This is a genomic window from Pseudomonas saliphila (genome assembly GCF_008638345.1).
In the GTDB taxonomy this organism is placed as follows: domain Bacteria; phylum Pseudomonadota; class Gammaproteobacteria; order Pseudomonadales; family Pseudomonadaceae; genus Halopseudomonas; species Halopseudomonas saliphila.
This window is the reverse complement of sequence record NZ_VTVA01000013.1, coordinates 1-13,607: the sequence shown is the minus strand read 5'-3', so window position 1 is coordinate 13,607 and position 13,607 is coordinate 1. Positions and strand designations below refer to the sequence as shown.

Below are 13,607 nucleotides of genomic sequence, written 5' to 3'. Positions count from 1 at the left end.
CTATGTTTATCAGACTGAAACCTTACGGCCACGCTTACCCTTGGGCGCTGCCGCCCGCTCTGCCTTTATTCTCTCCAACAACGCTCCAGCGCTGTGCTCTCCGCTGATCAGCTCCGGGTTGTCCTTGCGCCATTGCTCGGTGAGCTCGCCTCGGAAGGCTTTGGCCAGGATGGACTGGGTGAGGTTGTTGACGCGGGCCAGGGCGTTGTTGGCCTGTTGTTCGATGCGGTCGGCGTGGGCGAAGAGTTGGTCTACTCGGCGGACGATTTCGGTCTGTTCTGGCAGAGACGGACAGGGGATCTTTGCTTCTCGGCATTGAGTCAGAGAAATATTCACTTGCCCAACGATACCTTTCAAATCATGGGTCACCTCGCGCACCATAGAGCCTTCACATAAGACGTAGTACAAAAATTTTGGCTGCAGTTCCTTCGGGTCAGGCCGGAATAAAGTTATTGCCTGATTAAGATTCCACTCTGGATAGCTGTCAGGAAGAATGGCAACTTTTCCGAGAGGTGGCCCCACGATATTCATCAGAACGTCCCCCGGATAGCCAATTGATCGTTTCAATTTCGTGCTATGAACTTCCTCGGTGATGAACTGCGGTCGGTATTCAAAGTCGATTTCTTGGTTAACGATGTTATAAACCTTCAGGAAAGGGATAGTGCCGTTTTGGTCGAACGGGTTGTTTTTAGGGGTTGAACCGCTTTGTACCTGTTTGCAGAGATCGAGTGCCGCCTGAACGGCCCAAGAGCCGTCCTCAATTCTGTGTTGTTTCCGCCACTCCTCTGTCAACCGCCCACTCACCGCCGCAGCCAGCACGGACTGGCGGAAGCGTTTGAGGGTTTGTGGGATGCGTTCGAGGCGGGCGTTGGTGTTTTCCACCTGGGCCAGCAGGGTGTCGAGTTTGTCGGCGATGATTTTTTGTTCGGCGAGGGGTGCCAGCATAAACGGCGCAGCAACCCCATCCTTGGTGCCCAGCCGAGGCATATTTACGCCATAACTGACTTCGTTGACGTAATTGAGGAAATCACGGGTTCTAAGCCAGTGGAACAGATACCGATTGAGAACGAATGGCTCAGCATCCAGAGGAATAATTTCAGTGGTGCAGACGCCGGAACTATCAGCTACGACGACTTTGTTGAGGTAGGGGCGCAGCTTGCCGTAGAGGACATTTCCCTTATCGAAGCGGTTTTTCGCGCTTTTGAATGGCCGGTCTTTGGCTGTTTTTCGGCTCAATATTCTGGAGCGTTTTTTCTCAACGTCTTCCAGTTCAAGCACCCAAGTATCATCGGTGACATCTGCGAGCACACATTTCCGGGTTTTGCCGTAGGGCACAATATCGCCAAGCTGGGTTTGAAGCCATTCCGGGGATAATTCACGTTGAGCCATTACTGAACCTCACCCAGCACTTCCCGCAAAAGCACCCGAGCCCCATCAGCCTCATCCTCTGCCCCCAGCTCCCGCATCAACCCATCCAGCTCGCCCAGCGCTTGCACCAGCTCAGCCATGGCCTCAGCAGCCAGCACACTCGGCTCCGGCAAATTGGCCGCATCCACACTGTCGCTGTCCTTCAGCCAGGATATATCCAGTGAGTCGCCCTTGTGCTCGGCAATCCACTGGCGGCTGAAGCTGCGCCAGCGGCTATGTGCCAGGCGGGGGTCAATGCCTTCGTTTTCCTCGCTGTGTTCGGGCAGTTCGATGGATTCGGCGTGGAAGCTGTATTCGCCTTCTTTACGTTCGCTGTCACCAATGGGGCTGTCGCCATACACGGCTTCAAACGGCTTCAGATGCTGGTTGCCAAACGGGGTGCGTTTGCCGAAGTTGGACATATTGGTGCGCAGGTCGTAGACCCAGACATTGTCGGTGCAGTTTTCTTCCTGGTATTTGTCCGAGGCGCTGCCCTTGGTAAAGAACAGCACGTTGGTCTTCACGCCCTGGGCGTAGAAGATACCAGTGGGCAGGCGCAGGATGGTGTGCAGGTTGCACTTGTTCATCAGGTCCCGACGCACATCGGTGCCAACGCCGGCTTCGAACAGAACGTTGTCCGGCAGCACCACGGCGGCGCGGCCACCCGGTTTGAGGTTGCGGTAGATGTGCTGCAGGAAGGCCAGCTGTTTGTTGCTGGTTTTATAAGTGAGGTCGTCACGGGTGATGCTGGCGTCGCCGCCCTTACTGGTGCCGAAGGGCGGATTGGCTAGAATCACATCGGCCTTCTCCAACCCCGCGCCGGTCTGGCCCAGAGCGTTGCCCAGTTGCACGACGCCTTCCTCTCCCCCTTCCATGCCGTGCAGCAGACAGTTCATCAGCGCCAGCCGGCGGGTGCCGGGCACCAGTTCGATGCCCACATAGGCCTCGGTGGTCTGGAAAGCTTTCTGTGCAGTGGCCAGGTCGTACAGGTCGTCGGTCTGACTTTTGATGAATTCGTGAGCGGCAATCAAAAAGCCCGCTGTACCCGCCGCCGGGTCCTGGATGCGCTCGCCCGGCTGGGGCTGCAGACAACGCACCATGGTGTTGATCAGGGCACGGGGGGTGAAGTACTGGCCGGCGCCGGATTTGGTTTCGTTGGCGTTCTTTTCCAACAGGCCTTCGTAAAGGTCCCCGAGGCCGTCTTTCTGGGCGCTGAACCAGTCGATCTGATCCAGGGTTTTGATCATCTGCTCCAGGTGGCGGGGCTCGCGCAGGCGGGTCTGAGCGTCGGCGTAGATGGCGCTGACCAGCGCGTCGTCGTGAACCCGCTCACCGTCGCCGTCCTTGCCGGTGGACAGGCTAAGCAGGATGCGTTTGTAATCGTTCAGCAGGTTGATGCCGGATTTGCCATTCAGGTCTGTCCAGCGACAGCCTTCGGGCAGCGGATGCTTTTTCAGGGTGCCGGCTTCAGTGTTCTCGTGAACCATCTTGATGAACAGCAGCAGCACCAGTTCGGTGACGTAGTCCGAGTAGTTGATGCCGTCGTCGCGCAGCACGTCGCAGAGATTCCAGAGCTTCTGGACGATGTCGTTATTGGTCATGGGTGGTCCTGTATAGAAAAAACGGGGAATATTTGTATGTTGCGGTGACGTATAGAAAAGTCGTTTTTCTTTATACGTCGTTTGGGCTATGTCGAAAAAACGCCGAAAAATCGACACAGCTTGCATCTATGTCGATGCCATAAACATGGCCGGATTCAGGCGGGCTCCTGTAAGAGGGCGTTCTTCACAGAAACAACGGACTCGTTCGTGGCTTGCTCGAGTACGACCTTAGGAAAAACATTTCGGTAGGCTGCGCTTTCTGTGTGCGTCCCGTCCAGAAGTGGATGGAGTCGTCTTTTCAACGATGCAGCTGCATCATCGTCGTCGACTTTTTCACCCAGCACGTCCAGTAACGCACCCTCCAGGCAAACCGGCGCCCATAGAATGATGCGATAGCCGTGCTTCCTGGCTTTATCGTAATCCTGCTGGGTGATCGGGATGTCGGAATCCAGCACCAACAATCTCTGGTCAAAGGGCAAGTGCCCATACTTTCTGGCGGCGTTGGTGATGATGTTGCCTGGCGAGCCACCCGACTGCTTTTCTATTGTTGGTTTAACGCTGGGATTTTCCACCCGGAACTGCTGATTCATGTGTTTGATAAACGCCTGATCGTCAGGCCCTTCACCCACGATCAGCAGCGTTGTTTTGCTGGCTTGTCGACCCGGAATCCGTTGTGTGTGTTTCCTTGCCATGGTGCTTACAACTCCGGGGTGGCGCCAAGGGCTCCGGCCATGTACTTGGCATAGAGGTTGTCGTCAGCTCGCAGGCCGGTCATGTCGTCCAAGCGCCATGTTTCACTGCTCTGGTTGCGCTTTTCGACCAGGTACACCTGATGCTTTTGCAGCAGGTTCAATACCTCCGGGGTATGACAGGTGAAGATGAGCTGTGCCTGATGCGGGTTGCTGTGGTCAAACTCAAACCATTCCAGCAGCTGCGGCACCAGGTGTGGATGCAGGTCATTATCCAGTTCATCGATTACGGCAATTCCGCCGTGTTGCAGGGTTTTCAATATGGGGTCGAGCAACACAAAGGCGGATTGAGTGCCGCTGGATTCTTCGAAGAAGGGCAGCTCGAAGGTTCGCCCATCGTCTGTGATATGCACTCCAAAGGGAATGTATACCTGTTCCTCTTTGCCGGTTTCATCACGGTGGGTTAGCTCGCGTATCTCCACGCCATTCAGACCGAGGTCAAACTCGCTCATGGCAACCGACATCTGCTTGAGCAAATCGGGCGCTTGATGGAATTGTTCCGCAGCCCCCATGACGGCGCCATGCTGAAAGTGCAGGCGCCCTGAACTGATGACATTCGATTCAATGCGGTTGAAAAACTCGATGAAAGGCCGCGCCTCGGCTACGTCATAGCTGTGCGCTGCCGCCAGCAGGGAGGCATTACCGCGCAGCTTTTCAGCCTGGGGTTTGGAAAAAGGAAAGCCCTTCTGCTTAAAACTGTAGCCATGTTCCGTTTTTTCCCGCTTGAACAGATAACTGAACTGGGAGCTGGTTTTTTCATAAAGCGCTTCAGAAATGATCGCTTGGGGGGTCAGTTCCAGTTGGTAACGGTAGTCGACACCCTTGAGCATGAATTCCAGCTCAAAATAACTGCTTTCCTCGCCGTGTAGCCGGTGCGGAACGATAGGAATAGTATGATCCGGGACAGCTCCCAGGAAGGATTCTGTAACGAACCAGCGCAGAAAGGCCAGCGGCTTCAGGAACTGGGTTTTGCCTGAGCCATTCGCTCCCACCACAGCAATCACCTTGTTATAGCGCTCGCCATCGACCTCTATGTCATAGCCAGAGGGCGTGGGCTTCTTGCCCAGCCCAAAGTCGATGACGGCTTCGCCAGCAAAGCTGTAGAAGTTTCTAAAGCTCAGATTATTTATCATATTCTCACTGATTCAACATGATTTTGTTGATTCTGCACCTTTAGTAGCATCTCATCAAGCGCGCGTCATCCAACAGCTGGCCACATCAGTTCATTCAGCTGATCCAGAACTGCAGTCAGCTGCGCTCCAAGTACCTTGTCCATCTGCTTCGCTCCGCCATCGTCCGCAAAGCGGTGGTTCACAAATTCTCGGTCGATGATGACTTCGTGCACCAGTTGTTTGGCCAGGCGCTCAAGCCAGCGGCGCTGGTTGGGGTTCCAACTGTGCTGGCTATAGATGCGGTCCATGGCTTCGGCTACGCGCTGCTCGAAGGAAATCAGCGACTCGCCCAGGGCGGCACGCCGGATGTGGCCAATGATGCTGGCGGCAATATCCTTGTTGGTCTGGTTACGCGTGGCGCTTTGCAGACGTGCTTCGGAGTAGCCGTGGTTGTCCAGCAACAGCTTCACCTCCCGCAGTTGTTCGCGCGTCAGATCGCGGGGCTTGTTGACCACGACGGCCAGCGCCGCCGACTGGTTGAGCTGTTGTTTGATGAAGTCGTTGAAGGCATCCAGATAGTCCTCGGGCCGCTTGTGCACGCCGTAACTCTGACTGCGCTCACGGATCTCGTCTTCGTGATTAGAGATCACCGGCATATGCTCACTGCCGACCAGCGCTTTCACTTCGGCCAGCTGGCTGAGTAGGCCGCTGTGCTGTTTGATGAATTCCGCGGCCTGCCGGGGGCCGAGCTGGTGAAGGTGCTGATGCAGAGATTTGGGTTCCACGCCCCAGCTTTCCTGCAGCTCATCCAGTTTCTGCTTCAGGGCTGGCCGGGTGTCGGCCTTGTTGTCGGCCTTGCGCAGCACACGCATGAGTTTCTGGCTTAATTGGCTGAGTACAACGTCGGCCTGGCTCTCACCAGGCAGTTCACCGGGGCTATTGAGAGCCTTTTCCAGCTGCTCGTCGTCGCTGAGTTCGTCTACCAGTTGCTCCAGGGTGATGTTCGGATCTTTCACCAGAGGCTTCATGGTATTCACATCCTGCAGCGCGGCGTAGATATCCACCGGGTCGTAGATGCGGAACACGGTCTTGCCGATCTCATCGCAGCGGCGGGTGGCGCGGCCAATCATCTGCTCATAAAGGATGCGTGAGCGTATCCGGCGCATGAACACCAGGTTGCAGATTGGCGGTACGTCGATACCCGTGGTGAGCAGATCCACGGTGATGGCGATGTTGGGGTAGCGCTCGTTCTTGTACCGGCGAATAAGCTGGTTCACCTTGTCGCTCTGACCGGTAATCTTGGCTACGGCGGCTTCGTTGTACTGACCGTTATAGAGGTCCTTGAAGGCATCGTCGAGCAGGCGCTTGACCATATCGGCGTGCAGGTCAGTGGCGCAGAAAATCAAGGTTTTCTCATCGCCGAACGGGTCCAGCTCATGGACCAATTGTTCACAGATCACCCGGTTGAAGTTCTCGTTTATCACCCGGCGGTTGAACGCATCCACCTCGAAGTTCAGCTCATCCTCCAGCTCGGTGGTGTCTATTACACCGGTGCGGGTATTGATCACTTCCACCGGCTTGCCCTTCTCGAAGGTGATGCCGTTCTGGGTGAGCAGAGTCTCGTAGCGAATAGGTGGTTCGTGGTCGATCAGCCAGTCGTCCGCCACGGCTTCCCGGTAGGAATAGATGTAAACGGGTTTGCCGAAAATCTCACTGGTGTGTTTGGCCGGGGTGGCGGTGAGGCCAATTTTCACCGCATCGAAGTAATCCAGTACCCGGCGGTAGCTGGACAGGTACTGGCTGGCGTCTCGCAGGGCGAGTTCGCCGTCGGTCATTTCCTGATCCAACGTGTAACCCCGGTGAGCTTCGTCCACGATAATGCAGTCGAAACGGTCAATGGGCGGCGCGTCGTCGCTCATGAAGATGCGTTTGACCATGGCCTGAACGGTGGCGACCTGAATGCGGGTTTCGGCCTCGGCAGCCATGTCGCCCAGCTCTGCCACGTTATAGATGGTGCTGAGCGTGTGGTTCTGCTCCAGCGGCGCTTCATTGAAGGCATCGATGGCCTGCTGGCCCAGCGCGGTACGGTCCACCAGAAACAGAATGCGACGGAAGCGTTCGGCTTTCAGAAATCGGTACATCAAGCCGATGATGGTGCGGGTTTTACCCGTGCCGGTGGCCATCGCGAGCAGCGCGGTGCGCACGCCGCGGGCCAGAGCATGTTCGGTGGCGATAATGGCTTGCTGTTGATAATCGCGAAGTTTGAGGTAGCCAAAGGGCTCCTGCGTTAACAACTTCTCGGCGCTTGCCTTATCCCGCTCCAATAAATCCAGCAGACCTGCGGGAGTATGAAACTGCGGCAGCGCACGGCGCAGGTTGCTTGCTTCGCGCACATCCCGAAACCAGGTACCGGATTGCTCCGCCAGTTGCGGCACATAGGGGCGACCATTGCAGGAATACACGAATGGCACGTGGTAGTGGTCGCTCTCATCGGCGGCCCAGGCGATGGTACGGCCCGTCAGCTCCCAGGCACCAAGCACGGGCGCAGCGACCTTGAAGCCTCTGCTGTAGCGCTCGGCTTGGCTGATCTTCCCCGCTACGTTGGTATTTTCTTTCTTGGCTTCCACGACAGCTATAGGAGTCAGGCCGGCAAACAACACATAGTCGGCTCTGCCTTTCTCGCCGTTGTGGTTGGTGGGCCATTCGGCAATGGCGCGGTAAGCGCCCTTCTCCGGGCGCGCCCCTTTCTGAAAAGTGATTTCCTGGCTGTCCGCTTCCCAACCGGCTTCGTGCAACTGCTGGTCTATGAGGATGCGGGTGAGCTCTTCGTTCAGTACCAGCGTATCGGTGGCGGCCTTGGTCTGTTTGGCTACGTGCTGGCGCTGCTCTTTAACGGTTTGTTCGCCCTGCTCAGTAAGCTGCTGTTGCAGGGCTTTTATTTTGTGTTCGTAGGCCTGTTGCTGCTGGGTCAGTGCCTGTTCGTGCTGGCGGGCCTGCTCGGCGAGGGCGCGGGATTCTTCATCCATGGCCACGGCCAGCGCTTCGTATTCGGACTTTTCCTTTTCGATCAGTTGGCTGAGCTGCTGGCTGCTATCCAGCTCCATGTTTGCTTGCTGCAGATCGTGGCGGAGCTTTTCAATATCACTATGGAGCTGACGCAACTGGGCGCTGGGGTCAGCAGGTGCGGCAAAGGGCCCGGGCGAGAAGGCGGTGCCGGCCTTGCCTAACGTTCGGTGAAACCAGATGGCCAACGCCCGCGCTACCTTCAGGCCGTCCATTGCTTCTTTATGCTGGGTACGGAACTGGTGCGTGGCCTTGTTACCTTCAACCCGCAGGATATGGAACAGCTCTTTTATCTGCGGCTCCAACCGCAACTCGCGATTGAGCCGGTACAGCAAATCTGCCTGGCTGGTCTGGTCGTCAAACTCGACGCCAGAAACGGCGGCCAGATGTTGAGCGAGCGCCTCACCCAGCTGGCGGAGTTTGATCAGGGTTGTGTTGGGATCACTAGCAAACGCCTGCTCTGCCACGCTGGCGAGCTGATAGAAAACGGGGTCGTGCTCCGAGAGAAAGGCGAAATTACTGTTTACTGCCATGTCGGTTCCTTCGACACCCCGCCGATCAAGGGTGGATATGCATTTACCAGAGATCATGCCAGACCAGGTTGATCGGGGGAACTGAAGAACAGCTTTGGGAATATCAAGGAAAGAACGGTTGGCCACGGAGGGCTGCGTTGAGCATATGTACACCCGGTGTAGCCCAGGTTCAGACAACAAAAAAGGCCTGCATTTCTGCAGGCCTTTCTGTGTGTGGTGCCGGCACCAAGAGTCGAACTCGGGACCTACTGATTACAAGGCATCATTTTAGCTGTACCTTCCCGTAACATAGAGTACCAGCTCGTATATAATCTACATATATTTCAAACAGTTAACGTTTCTCTACGTTCTCAACTGTTCCACGTTGTTTCCTATTTTCATTTTAGAAGTGGTACCCAAAGTGGTACCCAGACAACCGAAAGTCGTCTCGATATGGCATCAAATTTATCACGCTTGGTAAGACCTGAGGACCTGAAGTCGCTCAAGGCTGGCGAAACGGTCCCTGCCCAATACTCGAATAAGTCTCGAGCATCGGGCCGCAGCAATCAAATTGGGTTCTGCTGAGGGGATGCCATCATAGGTTTATGCTGATCAAGGAGAAACGGCTATAACTAAATTCACAACGTTGCAGTGTGCATTTGCGGTAGCAATATAACCCCTCGAACCATCTTTCGCAGAAGTGTCTTTTATGGTTCGCGGTCTAACAAAGTGGCCGGGAGCTGCTGCCCTATCTGCCAATCGACAAGCTGGCAGGGATTTACAGCATAGCCGAGCTCGTGGACGATGATTCCTATAAGCTAATCCTCGCCTCAGCGGCATTGCCCGGCGATCGCCATCATGCCCTTATCGGTTCGCTCAATCCTGGTGGCTACCGCCTTCCCCGATCTCCAGTCTGGCTCAGAGATTGCCGTCGCCGGAATAATGCAATACTGACCTTTCGCCCAGGCAGATCTAAACGAGGCCTTAGAAGAAGCTGTTTCAGATCTCGCATTGTAGGTTCGGCGCCCGAATTTCTCGTCCTTGGCCCAGAAAGGAAATAACCCTAATCTGCCGACATTGAGCGTATAGGCTGGCTTGTCTTCATCACTATCGGCCGATGAACCCAGGCGCACAAACGGCCCGCCGTAGGTAGGCCACAGATCCTCCTGGTACCCCTCCCCCGGTTCAGCACCGAATGCCTCGATCAGGCGGTGGGCCTTGGGCGCTTCATAGTGGCTGCACACGTTCGTACCTCCGATTAGCTGCATTAAAGCTACCGGATAGCTCCATCGCTCCAAGGTCTACGAACTTGAATACTTAAATGTCGAGCGACAGGCTAGGGGGTAGGAGGGGCAAAGGTGCCCCTACAGAAAGGCTTCGGTAGAAGATCAGTTGTCGTAGTGATACCGACATTGGACGACGTGAAGCGTGCCATCCTTCAGCTGATACACAAACCGGTGTTCTCTATTGATGCGCCGTGACCAGAATCCTGAATAATCGCCTTTCAGTGGTTCCGGCTTACCAAGCCCCTCGAAAGGGTGGCGAAGACAGTCCTTTATGAGGGTATCTATTTTTTCTGAAACCGCCGTATCCTCGACCTTCCAGTAAAGGTAGTCTTCCCACGCCAGTAAAGAATATTTGATGGCGTTAGCGGGAACGGCAAGCTTAGTGGCTTGTTTCTTCTTGTTGCTCATTGATCAAAATTTCCTGGGTTACGGTCTGGCCGTCCTGGAGCTGATCAATGGATTGACGGAGGCGCTTTGCATTTGCTGAAGACTGTGTGAGATACAGAGTCTCCATCATGCCGTTGTAGTCATGCAGAGAAAGCAAAACCACAGGCTCTCCGCGCTGCCGTGTGATGACTGCTGGCTCGTGGTCCCGGCATACATCATCCATTGTCTGCTTTAGATCGGCACGGGCCTGACTAAAGTTGAGTACGTGCATTTTTCGGCTCCATCCCGAGGCATAGCCTCAGTGGTTATCTCACCTCGTGGCAACACTAACTTAGTGCCACATTCATTCCGGCTCTGTACAGCAACCGGACGGCGCTTAGCGGCACAACCGCATCGCTCCGACAAACTGGAAGGTCATCCTCACGCTGTCCAGATCGGCAATAACATACCGACCCGCAAATAGTACGACGTTCTGTACCATCTTTCAAGCATGCGTTTGACTTATGCTATCGAATGACTCTCTTGGGGAGGCGCTTCAGAGTGGTTCGCAAAGGGGCGATGACGCCCATCGAATCGTCACCTGGGCAGCTTCACACCACTGGCGAACCAGTACGATCGTCCAAGGGGTAAAGTTTTTTTCGTTTTCTTCGTAAAACAGCCCAAGAAAGGGACCCCGCCTTCGCACTATTAGGTTGAAAGCAAATTCCCGCTTCAACTGAAGGAGTGACCCCTAAATGCTGATTGACCCCATCGTTTTGAACAACCTGCTAATTTTTATCTTAATGCTTGGCCTGTATTGGGGTTGGATTCGACACCCAGTGCTGATGTATTCAGGCCTCGTGCTATACCTCGTCTATTGCCCATAACCACTGGCACAGCCTAATCGGCTAAGACGGTGCGGGAAGCGTCACATTCCGCACCCCGCGCCGATTCGTGCCGAAGCTGAACATCCCACGATCCGAGCGTGCGGCCTAGCGCCCCCTTGCGTTATTCGCAGTAGGGTGATGCGCCCCATAGAGTCGAGGCCCGGGCAGCTCTTCTGCACCTGCTGCAGTACCAGGGCCATAACCCACACCACATCGGGCGCAAAAGCTGGCACTGCCTTGATCGTACCCTTGGCGAAAACGGAGATGAATATTTTTCCTCCATCTCGCCTTTCCTTCGTGACCGTTATGGAGTCGAGTCGATCTGTCGCGTGAGACAGATCGCTCCGTCCGGTTACTACAAGCATGCAGTCAGAGCCCGCCGACCAGAGCTACGAAGTGCACGTGCCAAACAGGACGAGCTGTTGAGCGATGAAGTGCAGCGTGTCTGGAATGACAATATGCAGTGCTACGGCGTCGTGAAGGTGTGGAAGCAACTCAAGCGTGAAGGCATTTACGTCGCACGATGCACCGTGCAACGGCTGATGAGCCGGCTTGGCTTGCAGGGTGTTCGCCGAGGCCAGGTAGTTCGTACCATCGTGCCTGATGCCAAAGCCGCCTGCCCGCTCGATGATGTCCAGCGTCAGTTCCATGCTGATCGACAAAATCAACTGTGGGTCTCAGACTTTACTTACGTTTCAACGTGGCAGGGCTGGCTTTACGTGGTCTTCGTTATTGATGTCCTTGCACGACGAATTGTCGGTTGGCGTTTGAACAACAGCATGAAAACAGACTTTGTCCTTGATGCCCTGGAGCAGACCCTCTACGCCAGGCAGCCTGGCCAAATGGATGGTTTGGTTCACCATAGCGACAGAGGCAGTCAGTACGTGTCCATCCGTTATACGGAACGTCTAGCTGAGGCCGGAATAGAGCCCTCCGTTGACAGCGAAGAAGATAGCTTCGACAACGCCTTGGCTGAAACCATCAGCGGCTTGTATAAAGCTGAGCTGATTTATCGTCAGTCCTGGCGCAGCCGAGAAGCGGTGGAAATCGCTACCTTGAAATGGGTTCACTGGTTCAACCACCAGCGCCTACTGGGTTCGATTGGATATATACCGCCTGCAGGAGCCGAGGCAACGGTCAGGCTAAGGCGGCCTGACTTAAACGAAATGGCCTCCATAAAACCCGATGTGATTCAATCGGTTGACCAGCCAGACAAAGGATGAATTTATGAATGAACTTGTGCCCAGGCTAGGGAAGGTCTTGAGCGCAGGGGATAAACTCTACGGAGCCTTTCGGCAGGAATCTTTGATCAAAGCCCTCGATAAGGGGGATATCTGCTGATGACTCGAATCTTCGACACGATTCAGTGATTGGTTTGTTTTGAGGACATGGGAGGCACTGTGCAAGGCTTCTGGACAGAAGAAGCTGAATACGCTCACCGAGCTTCTGACCATTGGCATCAACTCTCCTCATATTGCTGAATGTCCGGACGTACACCACGAGCTGATCTCGGCTGCAGATGAACTATCAGAAAGAAAACTCCTGGTTCTTGCGATCTGCGGTGGTAACCTCGCTTATGCAGAACATTCTCATGATGGCAAAGCGATCGTTGATAAGAGCAAGGCAGCATACAGGGCAGTCGCTAAGGAGCAGAAGGTAAGCGAAGCCGCTGCGATAGCGTTGGTTGTAGCCATTCAAAGAACGGGTTCATCATCCCTTTCAACCAGCCGCAGATCGTGCCACTTTGTATGTTGTCGCCACGCTATGAAGAGCTGAAAGCCAGAACGATGTTGCCAAGGGTTCTACTAACCCGCTCGGCCAAATGACAGAAACGTGTTTCAGCAGGAATGGACTGAGCCTATGAACAGGCTGAGAATCTGATTATTGAAAGGAGATATATGTAATGTTCAATTGGGGCGTTGATCATGAAGGCAAAACGCTGGGCTTTGTCTACGCAGCAGACGAGAAAGAGGCCCTGGAGGCCGCCGTTGCTCGGGCAGATGAATACGATCTGAATGATGACCAGCAGACCAATTTACGAGTCTTCTGCGTTGATTAGGCGCTGAGCTGTCCCTTTCAGCATCCTGAGTCTGCCGCAAACGAATTTCTCGCAAGATATTTAGAAAGCCTGCCAATTGGGTGGAAGGCTTTTACTGGACCTCAGTCAATCCAGGCGCCGGGCGCGCATATCTTCTGTCTGGTTCTCCAGCCATCTAAGCTGGTCGTACCATTCTGGAATATAAGGGCTTGGAGTTGTGCACGAACTAGAGGCGATTCAGCCGTCCAAAGCTGAGGTACCGGAATTAGCATCACTGGTGACGGCGGATTGCTTATGAACCGACGTCCCCCGACGTCCCCCCGCTTTTGGATTTGCGGCAGCGCGGTGAGCATACGGACAACTTGTTCGCCGAAGTGCAGCCTGAAAACTCCGGACGAGTGATGAGCGTTCTGGATCAGGTCAACCAACGCTGGGGTCGCGGCACGTGACGTCCGGCGAGAGACACACCTGCTCCTAGCTGGGGCATGCGCCCCGAAATGAAGCGTCTCAGCTTTACTACCCTCAGGGTGGACTTATGGCGGATTCGCTGTGGAACGCTGAAGTGTCAACGACGGTTCAAATCTGA

Annotated in this window: 9 protein-coding genes and 1 pseudogene; 2 read left to right on the top strand and 8 right to left on the bottom strand. The window is 54.9% G+C overall.

Going from position 1 to position 13,607, the window contains the following annotated elements:
- Window positions 1-9 precede the first annotated feature (9 nt).
- From FHK95_RS14010 to FHK95_RS13975, 8 genes are all read right to left on the bottom strand, one after another.
- Window positions 10-1,389: a restriction endonuclease subunit S gene (locus FHK95_RS14010; RefSeq protein ID WP_150305253.1), complete on the bottom strand. Its 1,380-nt coding sequence runs from the start codon at window positions 1,387-1,389 to the stop codon at window positions 10-12.
- Complete coding sequence (locus tag FHK95_RS14005) at window positions 1,389-3,008, bottom strand: class I SAM-dependent DNA methyltransferase (protein WP_150305252.1); 1,620 nt, start codon at window positions 3,006-3,008, stop codon at window positions 1,389-1,391. Before FHK95_RS14005 ends, FHK95_RS14010 begins: the two co-directional genes overlap by 1 nt.
- A 155-nt stretch (window positions 3,009-3,163) precedes the next feature.
- Window positions 3,164-3,700 carry a hypothetical protein gene (locus FHK95_RS14000; protein ID WP_150305251.1) on the bottom strand — a complete coding sequence of 179 codons (537 nt, stop codon included), beginning with the start codon at window positions 3,698-3,700 and terminating at the stop codon, window positions 3,164-3,166.
- Between the two features lie 5 nt (window positions 3,701-3,705).
- Window positions 3,706-4,890 carry an AAA family ATPase gene (locus tag FHK95_RS13995; protein ID WP_150305250.1) on the bottom strand — a complete coding sequence of 395 codons (1,185 nt, stop codon included), beginning with the start codon at window positions 4,888-4,890 and terminating at the stop codon, window positions 3,706-3,708.
- 65 nt (window positions 4,891-4,955) lie between these two features.
- Window positions 4,956-8,465, bottom strand: coding sequence for a type I restriction-modification system endonuclease (gene hsdR / locus FHK95_RS13990; protein WP_150305249.1), 3,510 nt, complete (start codon window positions 8,463-8,465; stop codon window positions 4,956-4,958).
- A gap of 809 nt (window positions 8,466-9,274) precedes the next feature.
- Window positions 9,275-9,712, bottom strand: coding sequence for an SOS response-associated peptidase family protein (locus tag FHK95_RS13985; protein ID WP_235906788.1), 438 nt, complete (start codon window positions 9,710-9,712; stop codon window positions 9,275-9,277).
- A 120-nt stretch (window positions 9,713-9,832) separates the two neighbouring features.
- Window positions 9,833-10,138: a Txe/YoeB family addiction module toxin gene (locus tag FHK95_RS13980; RefSeq protein WP_150305248.1), complete on the bottom strand. Its 306-nt coding sequence runs from the start codon at window positions 10,136-10,138 to the stop codon at window positions 9,833-9,835.
- Entirely contained in the window at window positions 10,110-10,388 is a 279-nt protein-coding gene (locus tag FHK95_RS13975) for a type II toxin-antitoxin system Phd/YefM family antitoxin (RefSeq protein WP_150305247.1), read from the bottom strand. The genes FHK95_RS13980 and FHK95_RS13975 overlap by 29 nt, the downstream gene beginning before the upstream one ends.
- 891 nt (window positions 10,389-11,279) lie before the next feature.
- On the opposite strand from FHK95_RS13975, the pseudogene FHK95_RS13970 reads away from it, so the two are divergent.
- Window positions 11,280-12,206 (top strand): annotated as a pseudogene (locus FHK95_RS13970) (IS3 family transposase); the annotation flags it as partial.
- Between the two features lie 680 nt (window positions 12,207-12,886).
- Window positions 12,887-13,042: a hypothetical protein gene (locus tag FHK95_RS20045; RefSeq protein ID WP_178114798.1), complete on the top strand. Its 156-nt coding sequence runs from the start codon at window positions 12,887-12,889 to the stop codon at window positions 13,040-13,042.
- Window positions 13,043-13,607 lie beyond the last annotated feature (565 nt).